Origin of the sequence: Prauserella cavernicola, assembly GCF_016595675.1 — a bacterium.
GTDB classification, from domain to species: Bacteria; Actinomycetota; Actinomycetes; order Mycobacteriales; family Pseudonocardiaceae; genus Prauserella_A; species Prauserella_A cavernicola.
The window spans coordinates 726,414-746,891 of sequence record NZ_JAENJH010000002.1 but is presented as its reverse complement, the minus strand read 5'-3'; the positions used below and the strand labels follow the sequence as shown (position 1 = coordinate 746,891).

The 20,478-nt window shown below is 70.8% G+C and carries 19 protein-coding genes; 10 read left to right on the top strand and 9 right to left on the bottom strand.

What is annotated here, in order from left to right; genetic code table 11:
- Positions 1-7: 7 nt before the first annotated feature.
- From JHE00_RS10185 to JHE00_RS10170, 4 genes are all read right to left on the bottom strand, one after another.
- Positions 8-2,374, bottom strand: coding sequence for a translocation/assembly module TamB domain-containing protein (locus tag JHE00_RS10185; RefSeq protein ID WP_200317271.1), 2,367 nt, complete (start codon positions 2,372-2,374; stop codon positions 8-10).
- 78 nt (positions 2,375-2,452) lie between these two features.
- A complete protein-coding gene (locus JHE00_RS10180) occupies positions 2,453-3,208 on the bottom strand; it encodes an amino acid ABC transporter ATP-binding protein (RefSeq protein WP_230423193.1) in 756 nt (251 codons plus the stop codon).
- Positions 3,205-4,014, bottom strand: coding sequence for an amino acid ABC transporter permease (locus tag JHE00_RS10175; RefSeq protein WP_200317269.1), 810 nt, complete (start codon positions 4,012-4,014; stop codon positions 3,205-3,207). The genes JHE00_RS10180 and JHE00_RS10175 overlap by 4 nt, the downstream gene beginning before the upstream one ends.
- A 66-nt stretch (positions 4,015-4,080) precedes the next feature.
- Positions 4,081-4,902: an ABC transporter substrate-binding protein gene (locus JHE00_RS10170; protein WP_200317267.1), complete on the bottom strand. Its 822-nt coding sequence runs from the start codon at positions 4,900-4,902 to the stop codon at positions 4,081-4,083.
- 251 nt (positions 4,903-5,153) lie between these two features.
- Between JHE00_RS10170 and JHE00_RS10165 the strand changes: the two genes are divergently transcribed.
- From JHE00_RS10165 to JHE00_RS10145, 5 genes are read left to right on the top strand one after another with little or no spacing between them, the layout of a single operon-like run.
- Positions 5,154-5,729, top strand: coding sequence for a biotin transporter BioY (locus JHE00_RS10165; RefSeq protein ID WP_307831880.1), 576 nt, complete (start codon positions 5,154-5,156; stop codon positions 5,727-5,729).
- On the top strand, positions 5,726-6,994 hold the full coding sequence (locus JHE00_RS10160) for a class I adenylate-forming enzyme family protein (protein ID WP_307831879.1): 1,269 nt from the start codon (positions 5,726-5,728) through the stop codon (positions 6,992-6,994). The genes JHE00_RS10165 and JHE00_RS10160 overlap by 4 nt, the downstream gene beginning before the upstream one ends.
- Entirely contained in the window at positions 6,991-8,097 is a 1,107-nt protein-coding gene (locus tag JHE00_RS10155; protein ID WP_200317265.1) for a thiolase family protein, read from the top strand. Before JHE00_RS10160 ends, JHE00_RS10155 begins: the two co-directional genes overlap by 4 nt.
- On the top strand, positions 8,094-8,768 hold the full coding sequence (locus tag JHE00_RS10150; protein ID WP_200317263.1) for an energy-coupling factor ABC transporter ATP-binding protein: 675 nt from the start codon (positions 8,094-8,096) through the stop codon (positions 8,766-8,768). Before JHE00_RS10155 ends, JHE00_RS10150 begins: the two co-directional genes overlap by 4 nt.
- Positions 8,765-9,364, top strand: a complete 600-nt coding sequence (locus tag JHE00_RS10145) for an energy-coupling factor transporter transmembrane component T family protein (RefSeq protein WP_200317261.1) — start codon at positions 8,765-8,767, stop codon at positions 9,362-9,364. The genes JHE00_RS10150 and JHE00_RS10145 overlap by 4 nt, the downstream gene beginning before the upstream one ends.
- A 13-nt stretch (positions 9,365-9,377) precedes the next feature.
- Here the strand turns inward: JHE00_RS10145 and JHE00_RS10140 are convergent, their stop codons facing one another.
- The 3 genes from JHE00_RS10140 to JHE00_RS10130 are packed head-to-tail and all read right to left on the bottom strand — an operon-like array spanning position 9,378 to position 13,525.
- Positions 9,378-10,781 carry a M20/M25/M40 family metallo-hydrolase gene (locus JHE00_RS10140; RefSeq protein WP_307831878.1) on the bottom strand — a complete coding sequence of 468 codons (1,404 nt, stop codon included), beginning with the start codon at positions 10,779-10,781 and terminating at the stop codon, positions 9,378-9,380.
- 45 nt (positions 10,782-10,826) lie between these two features.
- Positions 10,827-12,098, bottom strand: a complete 1,272-nt coding sequence (locus JHE00_RS10135) for an aminotransferase family protein (RefSeq protein WP_230423191.1) — start codon at positions 12,096-12,098, stop codon at positions 10,827-10,829.
- 17 nt (positions 12,099-12,115) lie between these two features.
- Positions 12,116-13,525: a M20/M25/M40 family metallo-hydrolase gene (locus JHE00_RS10130; protein ID WP_200317257.1), complete on the bottom strand. Its 1,410-nt coding sequence runs from the start codon at positions 13,523-13,525 to the stop codon at positions 12,116-12,118.
- A gap of 366 nt (positions 13,526-13,891) precedes the next feature.
- Here JHE00_RS10130 and pdhA point away from each other — a divergent pair, with 366 nt between their 5' ends.
- The 4 genes from pdhA (at position 13,892) to JHE00_RS10110 (ending at position 18,281) form a co-directional block, all read left to right on the top strand.
- Positions 13,892-15,100, top strand: a complete 1,209-nt coding sequence (gene pdhA, locus JHE00_RS10125) for a pyruvate dehydrogenase (acetyl-transferring) E1 component subunit alpha (RefSeq protein ID WP_200317255.1) — start codon at positions 13,892-13,894, stop codon at positions 15,098-15,100.
- Positions 15,100-16,137, top strand: coding sequence for an alpha-ketoacid dehydrogenase subunit beta (locus JHE00_RS10120; RefSeq protein WP_200317253.1), 1,038 nt, complete (start codon positions 15,100-15,102; stop codon positions 16,135-16,137). The genes pdhA and JHE00_RS10120 overlap by 1 nt, the downstream gene beginning before the upstream one ends.
- Before the next feature lie 16 nt (positions 16,138-16,153).
- Positions 16,154-17,494, top strand: coding sequence for a dihydrolipoamide acetyltransferase family protein (locus JHE00_RS10115; protein ID WP_200317251.1), 1,341 nt, complete (start codon positions 16,154-16,156; stop codon positions 17,492-17,494).
- A 310-nt stretch (positions 17,495-17,804) separates the two neighbouring features.
- Positions 17,805-18,281 (top strand): FxsA family protein, encoded by a 477-nt coding sequence (locus JHE00_RS10110; RefSeq protein WP_200318295.1) that lies wholly within the window; start codon positions 17,805-17,807, stop codon positions 18,279-18,281.
- A 9-nt stretch (positions 18,282-18,290) separates the two neighbouring features.
- On the opposite strand, the gene JHE00_RS10105 is transcribed toward JHE00_RS10110, so the two are convergent.
- Positions 18,291-18,830 (bottom strand): SCP2 sterol-binding domain-containing protein, encoded by a 540-nt coding sequence (locus JHE00_RS10105; protein WP_372440440.1) that lies wholly within the window; start codon positions 18,828-18,830, stop codon positions 18,291-18,293.
- A 104-nt stretch (positions 18,831-18,934) separates the two neighbouring features.
- Here JHE00_RS10105 and JHE00_RS10100 point away from each other — a divergent pair, with 104 nt between their 5' ends.
- Complete coding sequence (locus JHE00_RS10100) at positions 18,935-19,594, top strand: TetR/AcrR family transcriptional regulator (protein WP_200317249.1); 660 nt, start codon at positions 18,935-18,937, stop codon at positions 19,592-19,594.
- On the opposite strand, the gene JHE00_RS10095 is transcribed toward JHE00_RS10100, so the two are convergent.
- Positions 19,581-20,477 (bottom strand): MaoC/PaaZ C-terminal domain-containing protein, encoded by an 897-nt coding sequence (locus JHE00_RS10095; RefSeq protein WP_200317247.1) that lies wholly within the window; start codon positions 20,475-20,477, stop codon positions 19,581-19,583. The genes JHE00_RS10100 and JHE00_RS10095 overlap by 14 nt on opposite strands.
- Position 20,478 lies beyond the last annotated feature (1 nt).

Below are 20,478 nucleotides of genomic sequence, written 5' to 3'. Positions count from 1 at the left end.
CGGAAGGCTAGCTGCCGTTGCGTCGCAGGGTGCGCGTCACACCGGCGGCCACCGTGGTGGCCAGCACCCAGCCCATCGCCGTGAACCCGGTGGAGACCCACTTGTCCTCGTCGGCCATGAACCAGCGGCCCTTGTTGCCGAAGTCCACGATGGGCACCAGCAGATCGGCCGTGTAGAGCACCGGGTTCCACTCCAGGCCCGAGTCGTCGCGGTTCACCGCGCAGCGCTCGCCCACCACCTCGAAGCGCTCGGTGTCGAGTACGCAGTCGTCCTCGCGGACACCGAACCACAGGCTGCCGGCCACGAGCAGCATCACGAGCCAGGCCAGCGCGCGGACGGGCCGGTAGCCGTAGCCGACCATCGAACGCTGCAGCCAGCTCCACAGCCGCACGCCGAGCCCGAGCACCCGGTTGCCCTTGGCCAGCGACTCGTAGCGGTACTGCTGCTTCTTCAGCAGCACGGTGTCGGCGTGCTCCTCGTTGCCGCTCGTGCGCAGCATCGTGGCGAGCTGGTCGTAGGGCCCAGGCCGATAGCCGGGCATGGCGTCGTGCAGCTGTTCCAGCCGCCCCTTGACGGTCTTGTCGTCGCGGAGGTCGATCGGGGTGTCGAGCGCGTCGTAGCGGAAGTCCTCGAGCTCGAGACCGCCGGTGGCCTTCCACAGTGCCGGGGTGTCGGACAGGGTTCCGCAGTGCGCGCGGCGCAGCACCACCGTGCCCTCGGGCGCGACGATCGGGGCGAGCACGAACTCGTCGGCCGTCGTGTCGCCAGCGTCGAGCGCGATGCCGTCCCTCGGCATCGAGTACAGCTCCGCGCCCGTGAAGTCGATCTGGCGCTTCACCACCGCGCCGTCCATCGTCACGCCGCCCTTGGCACGGAACGGCCGGTCGCGGTTGGCCATCAGCAGCAGGCTGCGCGCGACCTGCACCGCACGCAGGTCCACCGACCAGCTGCCGGCGTCGGTGATCTCGGGCTGGGCGGCGTCGGTGCCGCGCAGGTCGATGCTGCCGCCGACGTTCATGCCCTGCAGCCGCAGTGTTCCCGTCACCGCGCAGTCGGTGAGCAGCAGGTTTCCGGAGACTGTGCTTCGGCGCGCGGACACGACGTCGCGCTCGGGGTGGAAGAACGTGGCTCCCGCGATCAGCACGTTGCCCCGCACCTTCACATCGGCGAGGCGCAGCTGGCCCTCCGCCCACATGCCCTTGCCGTCGATGTCGCCGTTGATCTCGGTGCCGTCCAGGTGCACCGCCCGGTCGTGGAACGGCGGCGTCTGCCCGCGCAGCACCTTGATCCGCGCGCCCGCGAGGCGCAGCGAGCCGCCGAGCCGGGCGTTGACCATCCGGATCGTGCCCGTGACGTCGAGCTGGTCGCTCAGCTCGATGTTGCCCTCGACGTGCAGCCGGTCGGCGATCAGTGCGGGCCGCGGGTCGACGTACCAGTCGCCGGTCTTCCACGCGTCCACCACGATGTCGCCGGTCTGGTCCACCACCAGCCGTCCGCCGCGGAGCACGATGTCGCCGGAGACCTTGACGCTGGGCATGAACAACATGCCGTTGGCCGTGAAGCGACGACGGTCCGTCCGGCGGCCGAAGTTGTCGACCTCGCACAGGAGACTGCCGCCCACCTGCATGCCGTTGCCGTTGAGCGCGAACCCGTCGGGGTTGTCGAGCGTGGCGCCGGAGAAGTTCACGTTGCCGCCCGCGCGCATGCCGGGCAGGCGGACCTCGCCGCTGGCCTCGATCCTGTACGCCAGCAACGCGCCGGTGATCACGAGCCGGTCGGCCTGGATGGCCTTGCCGCGCGGGTGGTAGATCCGCGTGCGGGTGAGCACCACGGAACCCTCGATCACGGCGTCGGTGAGGTTCACCGCCGCGTCGGGAAGGCCGCGCTCGAAGTCCTCGGCCCTGCGAACCGTGGTCTCCGCGTCCGAGCTGCCCGAGTCGACCTCGACCAGGCAGCGGATCAGCCGGACGTCGTTGCGGCTGCGCAGGTTGCGGGCCTTGAGGCCGGGCAGCCAGCACTTGCGGAACACCAGACCGAGCAGGTTCGCCTCGCGTACGTCCGGCGGCTCCTCGAACCGGCAGCGCTCGAACCGGAACAGGTACTGCAGGTCCGCGGCGCGCAGGTCGAGCTTTCCCGTGATGTAGGCGTCCTCGACCTGCACGATCGGCGCGTTGGTGGCCTGCCTGCGCCAGCGCCGCAGCCCGACCCCGCCCGGCTCGGTGAACGGCCGCAGCAGGTCGGCGGCCTTGAGCTCGTACTGGCGGTCGGGATGCGGCGCGAACGGGTCGAAGGGAGGGCGCTCCTGCTCCACGGCCTCGACTTGACCGTCCTCACCCTCGCCGGATTCGCGGCCCCCTCGGCGAAAACCCGGCATCACGCATCTCCTCTGCTGCTCGGCCGCAACAAGCACTCCCTGTACTTGGACGACCGCGCAGCGAGGTTGGTTCCCGGATCAGTCGTGCGCGTGCACCGGATTCAGCACGCGACGCAGGAACGTCTGGGTGCGTTCGTGCTGCGGATCCCCGATGACCTGCGCCGGCGGACCCTCCTCCACGACGACGCCGCCGTCCATGAACAGCACCTTGTCGGCGACCTCGCGGGCGAACTGCATCTCGTGAGTCACCACGAGCATCGTCATGCCCTCGTTCGCGAGCGTGCGCATCACGCCGAGCACGTCGCCGACGAGCTCCGGGTCGAGCGCCGACGTCGGCTCGTCGAACAACATCACCGCGGGCTGCATCGACAACGCCCTCGCGATGGCGACGCGCTGCTGCTGGCCGCCCGAGAGCTGCGAGGGCATCGAGTTGATCTTCTCCTCGAGCCCCACCCTGCGCAGGTTCTCCTTCGCGACCGACTTCGCCTCCTCGGCGTCGCGTTTGAGCACCTTGCGCTGGGCGATGGTGAGGTTGTCGAGCACCGAGAGGTGGCCGAACAGGTTGAAGCCCTGGAAGACCATGCCGATGCCGCGGCGCGCCTTGTCGATGTCGACGTCCGGGTCGGTCATCTCGAAGTCGTTGACCAGCACCGTGCCCGCGTTGGGCTCCTCGAGCAGGTTCACGCAGCGCAGCAGCGTGGACTTTCCGGAGCCAGAGGGCCCGATGATGCACACGACCTCGCCGCGCTTGACACTCATGTCGATGCCCTTGAGCACCTCGAGATTGCCGAACGCTTTGTGGAGGCCGGAGACCTCGATGATCACGTCACTCATGCGGTCACCTTCAGTCCTTCGTCCTGTTTGCGGCCGGTCCTGCGTTCCAGGTACCGCGACAGGTAGCCGAGCGGCAGGGTGATGATCAGGTAGCACAGGCCCGCGAGCAGGATCGGGGTCAGCGAACCCGTCGCGTTCAGGCCCTCCCGGCCGAACTTCGCCAGCTCGTACTCGGTCCTGGCGAGCCCGAGCAGATAGATCAGCGACGAGTCCTTGGTGAGCAGGATCAGCTCGTTGGTCAGCGGCGGCAGAATGATCCGGAACGCCTGCGGGATCACGATCGTGATCATGGCCCGCGACTGCGACATGCCGAGCGAGCGGGCCGCCTCGACCTGACCGGGCGGCACCGCCTGGATGCCCGCCCGGAGTGTCTCCGCGATGTAGGCGGAACCGACGAGGCCCAGCGAGATGGCGGCCGTCGAGTAGATGTCGAAGCGGAGCTGGAACGCGAGCGGCACGCCGTAGCCCAGCGCGATGAACACGAGCAGCGCGGGCACGCCGCGGAAGAACTCGATGTAGATCGTGGCGAGCCACCGGTAGGGGCCCACCGACGACAGCTTCATCAGTGCCAGCACGAGCCCGAGTGCCAGGCCGAGGGCGAAGCCGAGGCCGGTGTAGATGATCGTGTTGACGAGCGCGGTGGAGAGGATCTCCGGGAACTGCGTCGCCGCGGCGTCCAGGTTGAAGAACGCGTTGCGGATCGTGCCCCAGTCGGCGAAGACCGCGATGAGCACAACCGCGAGGACGAGGACGCCGTACTGCACGCCGCGGAAGGTCCGCGCACGCTGGCGCCGAGACATCGCCATGGAAAGAACTCCTCGAGAAGCGGCTCGTGAGCGACGCGTGCGCCGCTCACGAGCCCGGGCGTGCGGTTACTGGCTGTCCGGCTTCCGGTTGAACCACTTCTCGTAGATCTCGTCGTACCGGCCGTCCTCCTTGGCGGCGGCCAGCACCTCGTTGACCTTCGAGCGGAGGGCGTTGTTACCGGTGCCCACGGCGATGCCGTACTGCTCGCCCGTCTCGAACTCCTCGGTCACCTCGGTGTCCGGGTTGTTGTTGACGTAGTCGAAGAGCACCGAGTTGTCGTTGATGCCCGCGGCGACCTGGTTGGTCTTGACGGCCGTCTGCATCAGCGCGAGGTCCTCGTACTGGCGCGTCGTGTAGCCGAACTTCTCCTTGTTCTCCTCGGCGTACTCCTCGCCGGTGGTGCCGAGCTGAACGCCGAGCGTCTTGCCCCGCAGCTGCTCGAGGCCCTGGATACCGGAGTCCTTCTTGACCAGCAGCGCCTGGTTGGCGTCGAAGTAGCCGTCGGAGAAGTCCATCACCTTGTCGCGCACGTCGGTGATGGTCATCGCGGCCGCCGCCAGGTCGCACTGCCCGGTGTTGAAGGACTGACCGGACTCGATGCCCTCGAACGAGGTGTCGAAGATTTCCTGCTCGACACCGAGGTCCTCCGCGACGAGGTCGACGAGGTCGACGTCGAAGCCCACGGTCTTGCCGTCCTCGGTGAACTGGAACGGCGGGTACGGCAGGTGCGTGCACGTGGTGAGCTTGCCCTCGGTGATGAGGGAGACCTCGTCGCCAGCCTGCGACTCCGAGCCCGGGTTGACCTCTTCCGCGCAGGCCGTCGCTGTCGCGACGAGTGCGAAGGCAGGCAGGAGAATGAGCGCTCTCATTTTGGATCGACGCGCCACGATGTTCACTCCTAGTAGTTCATACTGGTCGAGTCCACGCATCCTGCCACCCTCCAGGGCTAGAACACAGCACCAGGGACGTTACGGAGACGTTTCGACAGCCTGGACTGGACGAGTACTACGCCAGGTAGCCGAACGAACACGACACTTGGCCCTCCCGGACATCGACCAGGACATAGCGGACTGGCGGGTCTCCACAACGTGACGCACATCTTTTTTGGCGGACCCTCCGAGAGGGTTACCTTGCGAGCGTGTCTGCACCCCGTGCCTCCTTGCCCGCGGCCGACCTCGCCCGAACGGTCGTGTTCGCCGCCTTCATCGCCGTGCTCGGAATCTTCCCCGGCCTCTACCTCGGCGGTTCCGGCGTGCCCATCGTCATCCAGAACGCAGGGCCGGTGCTGGCCGGCGCGATCCTCGGCGCGCGCCGGGGCACCGCGTCGGTCGTGCTGCTGCTCGCGCTGGTCGCGATGGGGCTCCCACTGCTCTCCGGTGGACGCGGCGGGCTGGCGCCGTTCATCGGGCCCAGCGGTGGCTTCATCTTCGGCTGGATCCTCGCCGCGCTGGTCGCGGGCCTGATCGTGCAGCGGGCCGAGCGGCCGGGGCTGCCGGTGCTGGCCTTGGCCACGACAGCGGGGTTCCTCACCCAGTACCTGATCGGCATCCCGTTCCTCGGCGCCTACACCGGAGACCTCGGCGCCGCCGCGGTGCAGTCGCTGGTGTTCCTGCCCGGCGACGCGGCCAAGATGGCTGCCGTCGCCACGATCGCGGCCGTCGTCCACCGCGCGCTGCCCGGCACGCTGACCCGCCCGGCGGTGCGCGGCGAGTGACCGGCTCACCCCCGATCGCGGGCGGCGCCACAATCCCCGCCGAACTGCTCGCCCTGGCCAACGGGGCGGCCGTGCGGCTCGCCTCGCTGGGCGTTCGGGAGGGCTCTCGGGTGGCGGTGGACTCCGCCGACCCGCTGCCGTGGCTGCTCGGAGCCGACCTGCTCGGCGCGGCGACGCTCGTGGTGGAGCCGTCGTGGCGGCCTGCCGAGCGGGCAGGGGTGCTCGCCGACGCCGCGCCCGAGGTGATGGTCACCCGGACGCCGGAGCCCTCGGCCGAGCGGGTCGAGCCCCGCGGCGACGAGCGGACGGTGTTCTACCTGCCGACGACCTCGGGCAGCACGGGCAGGCCGAAAGTACTGAGCAGGACGCGCGGCTCGTGGCTGCGCAGCTTCGAGGCGCTCGGGCCCGTGCCGTCGCCGGTGCTCGTCGGCGGTCCGCTCGGTTCGTCGCTGTTCCTGTTCGGGGCGCTGCACGCGCTGTGGGCCGAGGCGGAGGTGCGCCTGCGCCCGAGCCTTCGGGCCGACGACGCGAGGCACGCGGCCACGGTGCACGTGGTGCCCGCGATGCTCACGGCACTGCTCACCGAGCTCGAACGGAATCCAGGATCGTGCGCGCTGCAAACCGTGGTGTGCGGCGGCGCCCACGTCGGCGACGAGCTGCGCGAGCGCTTCGCCCGCGTGCTGCCGCGCGCCGAACTGGTGGAGTACTACGGCTCGGCCGAGCACTCGCTGATCGCCTTCCGGCACGGCGACGGGCTGCGCGCGGCGCCGGGCGTCGAGCTCGACGTGCGCGAGGGCGTGCTGTGGGTGCGCTCGCCGCTGTCGTTCACCGGCTACCTGCGCGACGGCGAGCTCACGCCGGCGCGGGACTGGTCGAGCGTCGGCGACCACGCGGAGCTGTCGGCCTCCGGAGTGCTGACCGTGCGCGGACGGGGTTCGGCCACCGTGTCGAGCGGAGGCAGGCTCGTGGCGGTCGAGGAGGTGGAGGCCGTGCTGCGGACGGTTCCCGGAGTCGCCGACGTGCTGGTGACGGGCACGCCGCACGACCGCCTCGGCGAGCTGGTGACCGCCGTCGTCGAGTCGGACGAGCCGCCCGCACTGCGCGAGCTGCGAGCCGCGGCGAGGGCGAAGCTCGCGCCGGGCAAGCGGCCCCGGCACTGGCTGGCGACGAAGGCGCTGCCGCGCACGGCGTCGGGCAAACCGGCCCGCGCGGCGCTGGCCGAGCAGCTGCGGGACGGAACGCTGCTGGCGGAGCCGCTGCGATGACCGGCGAACGTACTCCGGTGGTGGTGGCCGCCCGGCGCAGCCCCATCGGCACCACCGGTGGAGCGCTGCGAGCACTGGGCGTCGACGAGCTGGCCGCGCCCGTGCTGCGGGCGGTGCTCGCCGACGCCGGGGTGGCCACCGTGGACGACGTGGTGCTCGGCAACGTCTTCGGTCCGGGCGGCAACCCGGCCCGGGTCGCGGCGTTGCGGGCCGGGCTCGGCCAGGACGTGCCCGGGCTGACCGTCGACCGGCAGTGCGCGAGCGGGCTCGCCGCGATCACCACCGCCGCCGCGCTGATCAGGGCGGGCGAGAGCGAGGCGATCCTGGCAGGCGGAGTCGAGAGCGCGTCGACGGCGCCGCTGCGGTCCTGGCGCACCGAGCCACCCACCGAGTACACGAGGGCTCCGTTCGCGCCGGCAGAGCTGGGCGACCCGGACATGGGTCCCGCCGCCGACCGCGTCGCCGCGGAAGCGGGAGTCTCCCGGCACCGGCAGGACGCGTTCGCCGTACGCAGCCACACGCGCGCCGTCGAGGCGCAGCGGGCGGGCCGGTTCGACGCGGAGCTGGTGCCGGTCGGCGGAGTCACCGCCGACGAGCGGCCGCGTGCGGGCTTCACCGTCGAGCGGCTCGCTCGCTTCCGGCCCGCGTTCACGCCCGGCGGCACGGCGACGGCCGCCAACTCGTGCGGCGTCAACGACGGAGCAGCGGCCGTGCTCGTGGTGAGCGAGCGGGTCCGGCGCGAGCGCGGACTGGCCGGCCTGCGGCTGGTGGCCTCGGCGACCTCGGCGGTGGACCCGAACCTGCTCGGGCTCGGCGCCGTACCCGCGATGAAGTCGGTGCTGGACCGCACGCCCGACGTGGTGGAGTTCAACGAGGCGTTCGCGGGCCAGACGCTGGCGTGCCTCGACGCGGCCGGGATCGACGACGCGATCGTGAGCCCTGATGGCGGCGCGATCGCGCTCGGGCACCCGTGGGGAGCCTCCGGCGCGGTGCTGGTCGTGCGGCTGTTCCACCGGCTCGCGGGCACGGGCGGTTCGGGACTGTCGGCGCTGTCGGCCGGTGGCGGTGTGGGTGTTGCGGCGATGTGGGAGGCCGTGTCGTGATCGAGTTCTCGGGCGTGGGACACCGCTACGGCGAGCGCGCCGTGGTGTCCGATGTGGACCTGAAGCTGACCGAGCGGCGCGTGGCCTTCGTCGGCGCAAACGGCTCCGGCAAGTCCACGCTCGCCCGCATGATCAACGGGCTCGTGCTGCCCACCGAGGGCAAGGTGCTCGTCGAAGGGCTCGACCCGGCCAAGGACGGCCGCAAGGTGCGCAAGCGCGTCGGGTTCGTCTTCACCAACCCGGACAGCCAGATCGTGATGCCCACGGCGGGCGAGGACGTGGCGTTCTCGCTGCGCGGCAGCGGGCTGTCCAAACAGGAGCGGGCGCGCAGGGCCGAGCAGGTGCTGGCCGAACACGGACTGGACGGCTTCGCCGAGCATCCAGCACACCAGCTCTCCGGCGGGCAGAAACAGCTGCTGGCGCTGTGCGCGATGCTCGTTCTCGACCCGGACGTGCTGGTGTGCGACGAGCCGACCACGCTGCTGGATCTGCGCAACAAGCGGCGCTTCACCGAACTGCTGGAGGGTCTGCGCCAGCAGGTGGTGCTGGTGACCCACGACCTCGACCTGCTCGACGGCTTCGACCGCGTGGTGGTGCTCGACGACGGGCGCGTGGTCGCCGACGACGAGCCGGAACCCGCGCTGCGCCACTACCGGAAGCTGGCGCAGTGATCTCGGCTCACGTGCCGGGGACGAGCGTGGTGCACCGCGCTCCGGTCGGCGCGAAGCTGCTGGTGCTGTTCGCCCTCGCGGTGACTGTGTTCGTGCTCGAGCGCGCACCCGCGCTCGGCGCGCTGTTCGGGGTGGTGGCGCTCGGCTACGCGCTCGCGCGCATCCCGGCAAGCCGCTGGCTGCGCACGGCGCGGGCACTGCTGCTGCTCGCGGTGTTCGTGTTCGCCCTGCAGTGGTGGTTGCTCGGCGCCGGCACCGCGCTCGTGATCTGCCTGCGGCTGCTGACCGCACTGGCCGCGGCGAACCTGTTCACGCTCACCACGCCGGTGGACGAGGTGGTGAGCGCGGTCGAGCGCTGGGCGAGTCCGCTGCGGCGCTTCGGGGTGCGGCCCGAGTCGGTCGGCCTGCTCGTGGGGCTCACGATGCAGGCCGTCACCGCGCTGTCCGGCATCGCGCGTGAGGTGCGCGAGGCCGCCAAGGCGCGCGGGGCCGAGCGTTCGGTGACGGCGTTCGCCGTGCCGTTCCTGGTGCGCACTCTCCGCCACGCCGACGAACTGGGCGAGGCACTCGCCGCTCGCGGCGCGACGGAGAGGTGACGACTCGGCTGTCTCAGCCCCTGGCGTGCGCGTCGAGGATGTGGGCGACCGCCTCGGTGACGCGCTGGGCGTGGTCGAGGTGCAGCCACTCGTCGGGCACGTGCGCGTTCGAGTCGGGTCCGAGCGCTCCGGTGACGAGGAACTGCGCCTCGGGGTACTTCTCGCCGAGCAGGCCCATGAACGGGATCGACCCGCCGAGGCCGACGCTGCGCCACGGGCTGCCGAAGACGCCGTCGCTGACCTGGTCCAGCGCGCCCGAGAGCCACGGGGCGAGCTCGGGCGCGTTCCAGCCGTCGGCGTTCTCGACACCGCTGAGCTCCACGGTCGCGTCGTAGGGCACGTCGGTGGTGAGCGCCTTCTCGATCGCGGCGAGCGCCGCCGCCGAGTCGGCGGTCGGCGGCAGCCGGAAGCTCAGCCCCAGCGTGGTGTGGTCGCGCAGCACGTTGCCCGCGTCGTCGGGCGCAGGGAAGCCGGAGGCGCCGATCACCGACAGCGTCGGCCGCCAGCTGTTGTTGAGCAGTAGTTCCAGCTCGTCGTCGGCCACCGGCCGGGTCGAGCCATGCAGCGGGAACGCCGAGCGCGACGCACCGGGTGCGACTTCGGCGGTGGCGCGGGCCTCATCGATCCGGTTGGCCGGGATCTCGACGTTGCACTCGTCGACGAGGATCGCGCCGTTCGCGGAGTCCTCGATGCGTGTGAGCAGCTCGCGCAGCACGCGGAACGAGCTGGGCACGACACCGCTCGCGAGCCCGGAGTGCTGCGCGGACTCGAGCACCCGTGCGGTGATCCGCACCTGGGCGAGCCCGCGCAGGCTCGTGGTGAGCCACAGCCGCTCGTAGTCGTTGCCGCCCGAGTCGAGGCACACGACGAACGAGACGCGGCCAAGCCGCTCCGCGAGGTGCTCCAGGTAGACGGGCAGGTCGGGGCTGCCGGACTCCTCGCCGGTCTCCAGCAGCACCACGGCGCGCGCGTGCCCGCCGTTCGCGGCGCGCACGGCCTCCAGCGCGACGGTGGCGGCGTAGCCCGCGTAGCCGTCGTCGGCGGAGCCGCGGCCGTAGAGCTTGCCGTCCTCGATCACCGGCTTCCACGGGCCGAGGCCGTCGGACCAGCCGCCCACCGGGGGCTGCTTGTCGAGGTGGCCGTACAGGAGCACGGTGCCCTTGTCCTGCGCGCCCTCGGTGGCGGGGACGTCGAGCAGCAGCACCGGGCTGCGGCCCTCGAGCCGCACCACCTCGATGCTCGCGCCGGGCAGGTCCCGGGCCGACAGCCATTCGCGCACGTGGTCGACGGCGGCGTCCAGCTGTCCGGTCCTCGCCCAGTCCTTGTCGAAGACGGGCGAGAGGGCGGGGATCTCGACCAGGCCGGACAGGCTCGGCAGGACGTCGTCCGCCCACAGCGCCCGGACTGTCTCACTCACGGTTTGCTGTTCCACGGACCCATCCTGCCACCGCGAACGGGCCGGTCAGGTCGCGAGGGCTCCGTCGATGCCCGCCTCGATGGTCTCAGCGAGCAGGGTCAGCTCGTCCTCGGTGATCGTCAGCGGCGGCGAGACCACCAGCGCGTTGCCCGCGAGCACGCGCACGATCGCGCCGTGCTCGCGCACCGCTTTCTGCATGCGCGTGATCAGGCCCTTGTCGTCGGCGAGCACGCTCGCCTCGATCTCGACGGCTCCGAGCAGGCCCGTGCCGCCGCGCACCTCGGCCACCGCGCGGTGCTTCGCCAGCCGCAGCAACGCGTCGTGCAGCGGGCCTTCCAGCTCGCGGGAGCGGGCGAGCAGCTGCTCACGTTCGAGGATGTCGAGGTTCGCCAGCGCCGCCGCGGCCACCGTCGGATGTCCCGAGTACGTCGGCCCGTGCGGGAACGACGCTCCCGGCTCGGCCCAGAACACGTCGGCGACCTGCGCGGACACGGCGACGCCGCCGAGCGGCAGGTACCCGCTCGTGACGCCCTTGGCGAAGGTGATCAGGTCCGGCCGCAGGCCCCAGCGCTCGACGCCGAACCAGCCGCCGAGGCGCCCGAACCCGCCGATCACCGAGTCGGCGACGAACAGCACGTCGTGCTCGGCGCAGATCTTCGCGACGGCTTCGAGATACCCGGGCTGGGGCGCCCTGGCACCGCCCGCTCCGAGCACGGGTTCGGCGAAGAACGCGGCGACCTTCTCGGGGCCGATGCTCTCGATCGCCGCGCGCAGTTCCTCGGCGTCGTCGTGGGCGACGAGGGTGGTGTCGGAGACGAGCGTGCCGAAGCCGTCCCGGTTGCCCTCGATGCCCGCGATGCTGGTGCCGAGACCGTTGGTGCCGTGGTAGGACTGCCGCCTGCTGAGGAAGTGGACCCGCTCCGGTTGCCCTCGCCGCGCCCAGTACAGCCGGGCGAGCTTGGCCGCGGTGTCGATGGACTCACCGCCGCCCGTGGTCAGGAAGATCTTCGCCTCGTCCATCGGCGCCACGGCGGACAGGCGCCTGGCCAGTTCCTCGGCGGGTTCGTTGGTGTAGTCGTTGAACGTGAAGTAGTTGTCGAGGCGCCGCATCTGCGCCGCGACCGCGTCCACGATCTCGGTGCGCCCGTGCCCGACGTTGCAGTACCAGAGCCCCGCGGTGCCGTCGAGGTAACGCCTGCCGTCGGCGTCGTAGAGCCACACGCCCTCGGCGCGGTCCACCACGAAGCGGTCGTGCTTGACCTCGGCCATGTTGGCGAACGGGTGCCACAGCCGTGTCTGCCCCGATCCGGTCGTCATCCGTCTCCTCCGTCGTGTCAGGCGCTCGCGTGCGCGTGCAGGATGCGGGCGACGGCCTCGGTCACCCGCGCGGTCTGGTCCAGGTGCAGCCACTCGTCGGGCACGTGCGCGTTGTTGCCGGGGCCGCGCGGCCCGGTGACCACGAACTGCGCGTCGGGGTAGGCCCGCCCGAACAGGCCGAGGAACGGGATCGTGCCGCCGAGGCCGAGCGCGCGCCACGGCCTGCCGAACACGTCCTCGCCAACTTCATCCAATGTGGACTCCAGCCACGGGGCCCTCGGCGTGGCGTTCCAGCCGTCGGCGGCCTCGGCCCTGGCGATCTCCACCCTGGCGCCGTACGGAACGTCGGTGGTCAGCGCCTTCTCGATGGCCCGCAACGCCACCGTCGAGTCGACCGTCGGCGGCAGGCGGAAACTCAGCTTGAGGCTCGTGTACGGCCGCAGCACGTTGCCCGCGTCGAGGATCGGCGGCAGTCCGTCGGCGCCGGTGACCGAGAGCGTGGTGCGCCAGGTGTTGGCGAGCACCAGCTCGACGGGATCGTCCTCGGCGAACGCGACGCCCTCGGCAATGGGCAGCTGCGGCGCGAGGAACCCCTCCGCGGCGGCGACCCCGATCTCGGCGAGGCGGTCTCGCGGTACCTCGACCTCCAGCTCCGGCAGCTTCGCCCGGCCCGTGCGCGGGTCCTCGATGCGGTCGAGCAGTTCGCGCAGGACGCGGAAGCTGCTGGCCACGAGACCGCTGGCGTGCCCGGAGTGCACCCCGGAGTCCAGCACGCGCACGCTGAGGTCGAGAAACGCGATGCCGCGCAACGACGTCGCGAGCCACAGCCGCTCGTAGTCGGCGCCGGAGGTGTCGAGGCAGATCACGAGGCCGACCGTGCCGAGCCGATCCGACAGGTGCTCGAGGTACGCGGCGAGGTCGGGACTGCCCGACTCCTCGCCGGTCTCTAGCAGCACCACCGTGCGGGCGTGGCCGCCGCCCGCGGCGTGCAGCGCCTCCAGCGCGGTCGCCGCGGCGTAGGCGGCATAGCCGTCGTCGCCCGCGCCACGGCCGTAGAGCCGCTCGTCCTTCACCACGGGCGTCCAGGGCCCGAGGCCCGGCGACCACGCGCCCGCCGCGGGTTGCTTGTCGAGGTGGCCGTAGACCACGACGGTCTCGACGTTGGTCGCGTCGCGGGCGGGGACGTCGAGCAGGAGCAGCGGCGTGCGGCCGGGCAGCTCGACGACCTCGACAGTCGCGCCTTCGATGGGCCGCGCGGAGAGATAGGCGCGGGTGTGCTCGACGGCGGCGTGCAGGTGGCCGGTCCTGGCCCAGTCTGCGTCGAACGCGGGGGAGAGCGCCGGGATGGTCACGAACTCGGAGAGGCCGGCCAGCGCCTCCCGCGCCCACACGTCGCGCACCGTCTCCCGCACCAGTCGTTCGTCCATGCCCCTGATCGTGACACGGATGGTTTGTGTCACACGTCACAGCGACCGTACTCGTCGGTAAGCAGCGGAGCGCCCCGGCGCGGTCCGCGCGGCGCGAAGGGCTGGTTAACGCCCGTTCGCACCACCGACTTTTGGCGCACACATGGTTGGCCTTCCAAGCATTTCCCCAGCTCAGCAGGCGGTTGCGCGCAACGAAACGGACTCAGGGCCTCTCCAGATCGGGCGGGTTCGTGCCAGGATGGCGACGTGAACCGTCACCGCCGACGGACGCCTCAGCGCTCGGACCCGAGACGCGAACGTGGCCGCCGGTGCGCCGTAGTGACCGCCACAAGCGGCTGCGCGGCACGATCCCCAAGGAGATAGCGCATGCCGTCCCCCGAACAGTGGACGCGCCCGGAGCCTGGCGCCGGACCGGCCGCGACAGCGGCCGAACCGACTCCAGAACAGGTGATTGCGGGTTTGCGAGCAACTACAGAAGGCGGTGCTGAGCTCACTCAGCTCCTGACTCCCGAAGGCGAGCGCATCCCGTCGGCGATGTTCGACCCGTACGTCACCGACGTCGACGCCGAGGCACTGCGCGGGCTCTACCGCGACATGGTGCTGGTCCGCAGGGCCGACCGCGAAGCCAACGCGATGCAGCGCCAGGGCCAGCTCGGCATCTGGGTGCCACTGCTCGGCCAGGAGGCAGCACAGGTCGGCTCCGGCCGCGCACTGCAGGCGCGCGACATGGCCTTCCCCAGCTACCGCGAGCACGGCGTCGCCTACACGCGCGGCGTGGACTTCCGCGAGCTGCTCGGCATCTTCCGGTGCACCGACCACGGCGGCTGGGACTTCCAGCGGCACGGCTTCCACCCCTACACGATCGTCATCGGCAACCAGGTCCTCAACGCCGCCGGCTACGCAATGGGACAGAAGTTCGAGGGCAAGGTCGGCGACGACGACAACGCCGAGGCCACCATCTGCTACTTCGGCGACGGCGCCACCAGCCAGGGTGACGTGCACGAGGGCTTCGTGTGGGCCGCCGTCTACGACGCGCCGCTCGTGTTCTTCTGCCAGAACAACCAGTGGGCCATCTCCGAGCCCACCGAGCGCCAGTCCCGGCTCCCGCTCTACCAGCGGGCGCGCGGCTACGGCTTCCCCGGCCTGCGCGTGGACGGCAACGACGTGCTCGGCTGCCTCGCCGTCACCCGCTGGGCGCTCGACGAGTGCAGGCGCGGCAACGGTCCGGTGCTGATCGAGGCGTTCACCTACCGGATGGACGCGCACACCACCACCGACGACCCCTCGCGCTACCGGCTCTCCGACGAGCTCGAGGTGTGGAAGCACAAGGACCCCATCGAGCGCGTGCGCGTGCACCTCGCTCGCTCCGGCGGCGCCGACCAGACGTTCTTCGACGACGTCGACGCCGAGGCCGACCGCTTCGCGGCGGAGCTGCGCGACTTCTGCTTCAACATGCCCGATCCGCCGCCTGAGCGGCTCTTCGAGAACGTGTACTCGGAGCCCTCGCCCGTGCTCGACGCGCAGCGCGAGGAGTACCTGTCGTACCTCGCCGGTTTCGGGGCGGGTGAGCACTGATGGCGGCTCCCGTGAAATCCACAGTAGACACCGCGATGTCGAGCGTGCAGAACCTGACGATCGGCAAGGCGCTCAACCTCGGCCTGCGCAGGGCGATGGAGGCCGACAGCAAGGTCATCGTGATGGGAGAGGACGTCGGCAAGCTCGGCGGCGTCTTCCGCATCACCGACGGCCTGCAGAAGGACTTCGGCGAGCACCGCGTGCTGGACACGCCGCTGGCCGAGTCGGGCATCATCGGCACCGCCGTCGGCCTCGCCGTGCGCGGTTTCCGCCCGGTGTGCGAGATCCAGTTCGAAGGGTTCATCTTCCCCGGCTTCGACCAGATCTCCAGCCAGCTCGCGAAGCTGCACTACCGGACACAGGGCAAGGTGAAGGTGCCCGTCGTGATCCGCGTGCCCTACGGCGGCGGGATCGGCGCGGTCGAGCACCACTCGGAGTCGCCGGAGTCGCTGTTCGCGCACACGCCCGGCCTGCGGGTCGTCTCGTGCTCCAACCCCGTCGACGCGTACTGGATGCTCCAGCAGGCCATCACGTGCGACGACCCGGTGCTGTTCTTCGAGCCGAAGCGGCTCTACCACTCCGGTGCGCTGAAGGCTGCGGTCGACACCACCGCGACGCCGGAACCGCTGTTCGCCTCGCGCGTGCTGCGCCAGGGCGGCGTGGACGCGGCCGCGACGCTCGTGACCTACGGCCCGTCGGTGAAGGTCTGCCTCGACGCCGCCACCGCGGCCGCCGAGGAGGGCAAGTCGCTTGAGGTGATCGACCTGCGCACGCTCTCGCCGCTCGACCTGGAGCCGGTGTTCGAGTCGGTGCGCCGCACCGGTCGGCTCGTCGCCGTCAGCGAGGCCTCGTCCGAGTCGTCGCTGACCTCGGAGATCGCCGCCCGCGTGCAGCAGGAGTGCTTCTACTCCCTCGAGGCACCGGTGCTGCGCGTGACGGGATTCGACACGCCGTACCCGCCGTCGAAGCTGGAGGAGCACTTCCTGCCGGACCTCGACCGGGTCCTGCACGCTGTCGACCGCGCGCTGGCCTGGTGAGGGGGAGGAACCGAACATGCCCGAGTACAAGCAGTTCCCCCTTGCCGACACCGCGGAGGGACTCACCGAGGCCGAGATCCTCGGCTGGCGCATCAAGCCCGGCGACGAGGTGACGGTCAACCAGATCGTCGTGGAGATCGAGACCGCGAAGGCTGCCGTCGAGCTGCCGATCCCGTGGGCAGGCGTGGTCACCGAGCTGCTCGTGGAGCCCGGCCAGACCGTGGAGGTGGGCGCGCCCATCCTCACCGTCGACGTCGACCCCGGCGGAGCGGCCGCACCGGCACCGGTGACCAACGGCTCGGCGCCGGCGGATCCGCAGGCCGCCGAGGAGGAGATGAAGCCCCTCGTGGGCTACGGCTCCAAGACCGTGGTCGCCAAGCGCCGTCCGCGCAAGACCGCCACAGCCACACCGGAGCCGGTGTCCGAGCCCGTGCCTGAGCCCGAGCCGATGGCCTCGGTGCACACCGTGTCGGCACCGCGCGGTGGATACGTCCCGCTCGCCAAGCCGCCGGTGCGCAAGCTCGCCAAGGAGCTGGGCGTCGACCTGTACGACCTCACCGGCACGGCCGAGGGCGGCGTGATCACGCGCGAGGACGTGCGGCGCGCGGCGGAGCCGGCGAGCGCTGCGCCGGCCGCTCCCGTCGCCGCCGGTGCGCGGGAGCGCAGGGTGCCCGTCAAGGGCGTCCGCAAGGCGACCGCCCAGGCCATGGTGGCCAGCGCCTTCACGGCACCGCACGTCACGGAGTTCCTCACCGTCGACGTCACGCCGATGATGGAGCTGCGCCAGCGGCTCAAGACGAGCCCGGCGTTCGCGGGCGTCAAGCTCACCCCGCTCGCTTTCGCGGCCAAGGCCGTGTGCCTGGCGGCGCGCAGGACACCCGACGTCAACGCGGTGTGGGACGACTCGGGCGCCACGGCCGAGATCGTCTACAAGGACTACGTGCACCTGGGGATCGCCGCGGCCACGCCGCGCGGGCTCGTGGTGCCGAAGATCCGCGACGCCGACGCCATGTCGCTGGTGGACTTGGCCCGCGCGCTCGAGGACCTGACCAGCACGGCGCGCGACGGCAAGACGACGCCGGAGGCGATGCTGGGCGGCACGTTCACGATCACCAACGTGGGCGTGTTCGGCGTCGACACCGGCACGCCGATCATCAACCCCGGCGAGTCGGCCATCCTCGCGGTGGGCGCCATCCGCGACATGCCGTGGGTGGTGGACGGCGAACTGGCCGTGCGCAAGGTGATGCAGCTGTCGCTGAGCTTCGATCACCGCGTGATCGACGGCCAGCAGGGCTCGCAGTTCCTGGCCGACGTCGGCGCGCTGCTGGCCGACCCGGCCGTCGCCATCACGTTCTAGCCCTGCCGCGGCCCGTCGTGAGGTCAACAGCCGTGCGACGGGTCGCGGTGATCGGGTCTGGTGGCGCGGGAAAGTCCACGTTCTCCCGACGGCTCGGCGCGCTCATCGACGCGCCAGTGATCCATCTCGACCGGCTGTACTGGCGACCGCGCTGGGTGCGAAGCGAGCCCAGAGCCGCCGGGCAACTGGTCCTCGCTCGGCCCCGGGAAGCCGAGCAGTTCCCCGACCGTCTTGCGACTCACGGCGGGTGACATCACCGATTCGGCGCGTGACACGGGAGCAAAACGGACGCCTCATGCGTTGTCCGGGTATGGCCGTCGTGTTCCTGCTGTACGTGGTTGCCGAGGTGGCTGCCGTTTGGGCGGTCGTGTCGCTCATCGGATTCCTGCCCACCCTCGGTGTGTTGCTCGCCGGCGCGTTCCTCGGTTCGTGGCTGGCCCGCCGTGAGGGTGGCAAGGCCGCGCGCGCGTTCATGGACACGTCGAGATCAGGACGCTCGCCGCACGCCGAGATCACCGACGGCATGCTGATCGGGATGGGCGGGCTGCTCATCCTGCTTCCCGGCTTCGTGAGCGACATCTTCGGTCTGCTGTTGCTGCTGCCGCCGACCCGCGGCGTCGTGCGCCGGTCGTGGCTGCGCCGGATCGAGAAGCGCGCACCGCTCGGCGGCTACCCCGGCCAGCAGCAGGAGCGCGTGATCGTGGTCGACAGCGAAGTGGTCAGCGAGAACAAGGGCAACGGCCCCGACCAGGACCCGCCGCCGCGGATGATCATCGACTCGCAGTGACCGGCCGAGCTACGGCTTGGGGATGTCGAAGTAGCTGCTGAACCGCACGGCGGGGGCGTACTCGCCGCGCACCTTCACCTTGCCGGTCACGAACATCGTCGCCACGGCGACGTTGCCGGTCGCCATTCGGATGAAGTCCTCGGCCGCCACCGTGATCGTCGTGTCCGGGGTGCGGGAGCAGTCCGCGCTCGACACGCACTCGCCCTCCTCGATCACCGTCTGGAAGCGGTCGAAGTCGTCGGCACCGTCGGGAAACCGCCAGCCGACGACGATGCTGAGGTGTTTCGCCTTCGCGGGCAGGAAATGATCCGACATCCGGCGAAATATCTCGTCCAGAAACACCGCGCGCAATTCCGGGTGTCGCGCTATTCCTCTGATCTGGTCCTTCGTGGCCCTCGCGACGATTCCGGCGAGCACCTCCGTGGACAGCGAACTCAGCGACACGCCCGCGCCCGCGGTGTCCAGCATGTGCAATGTTTCGAGCACGCGCAGGAACTGATCAGTGCTCAGCGCTCGCACATCGATGCTGCGGGCGAAGTCGTCCAGCACCCTTTCCGAGGACACGGCGTAAGGTTACTCACCGGTAGATACAGCGGCAAACCGAGCGGAACCTCCTCTGCAGGTAGCGTTTTCCGGGAAGACAGGAGGTTCGAGTGACCGAGGATGTACGACGCTCGCCCGAACGGGCTAAACGGCTACCACGTGCCGTCCGGGAGAAGCAGATCCTGGACGCCGCGGTGTCGGTGTTCTCGCGTCACGGTTACCACTCCGCGTCGATGGACGAGGTCTCCGAGGTCGCCGGCGTCTCCAAGCCGATGATCTACAGCTACCTCGGCGCGAAGGAAGACCTGTTCCTGCACTGCATCCGCCGCGAGGCGGACAGGATGCTCGAGGCCGTGCGCGCCGGGATCAAGCCCGACGTGCCGCCGGACATGCAGCTCTGGCACGGCCTGCGCGCGTTCTACGGGTTCGTCGCCGACCATCGCGAGTCGTGGCTGGTGCTGCACCGCCAGGCGCTGACCGTGGGTGGACCGTTCGCGAGCGAGGTCGACGTGCTGCGCACGACCGCCATCGAGCTGGTGTCCGGGCTCGTCGTCTCGGCGGGCTCGCGCAAGGGGCTCGCCGAGCAGGCCGAGTTCTCGGGTGAAGGACTCGCCGCCGCGCTCGTCGGCGCCGCGGAGTCGCTCGCCGACTGGTGGCTCGACCATTCCGACGTCTCCGACGCCGTGCTCGCCTCGTGGCTGATGAACCTGATCTGGCTCGGCTTCAACGACCTCGTCGAGGGTGAGGTCTGGCGGCCTACAGAGCCGTGATCGCACCCTCGAGGTGCGGCTTGGGCTTGCGTGCGTTCCACAGTTCGAACGCCCACCCGTCACCCGTCCGCCACCCCCCATCGAGACGCTTCGCGTCGCCGGGTCTCCCGTCACCCGTCCGCCACGTGGTGAACGCGGCCCTGGCCGGCAGCAGCACGGGCAGCTTGAATCGCACGTCGACGGTGAAGGCCTCCGGCAGCCTGCCCTCGAACGCGGCCAGGCTGTGCGCCTTGGTCCACATGCCGTGCGCGATCGCCGAGGGGAAGCCGAACAGCTTCGCCGTGAGCGGGTGCAGGTGGATCGGGTTGCGGTCGCCGGACACCTCGGCGTAGCGACGGCCGATGTCGGCCGGTACTCGCCAGATCGCGCCTGCCGACGGTGCGGCGAGCTGCCCCTTCGCCCCGCCGGAACCGGAACCGCCGCCGCGGCGCAGATACGTGCTCACGTCCGTCCACACGGTCTGCCCGCCCGCGACCGCCTCACTGAGCACGTCGAACTGCGTGCCCTTCTCGTGCGGGCGCAGGTTCTGCGCGCGCACGCGCAGCGTGAGCTCCTCGCCGATGCCCACCGGCCGGTGCTGGGTGATGCGGTTGGCCACGTGCACCATGCCCAGCAGCGGGAACGGGAAGTCCGGCTCCGACATCAGCGCCACCTGCATCGGAAACGCCAGGATGTGCGGATAGGTCGCGGGCAGCTCGTCGCCGAGTCGGAACCCGCAGACCCGGTTGTAGTCGGCGACGTGCGCCGGGTCGGCGACCACGCCGGAGCGCACGTACTCGATGTCGGGCAGCGTGTCGCCGCCGCTCTTGCGCAGGCCGCCGAGCACCGCCCTGGGATACAGCGTCGACAGGCTCGGTGCCCGGTGCAGTTCCTTGACCGTCATG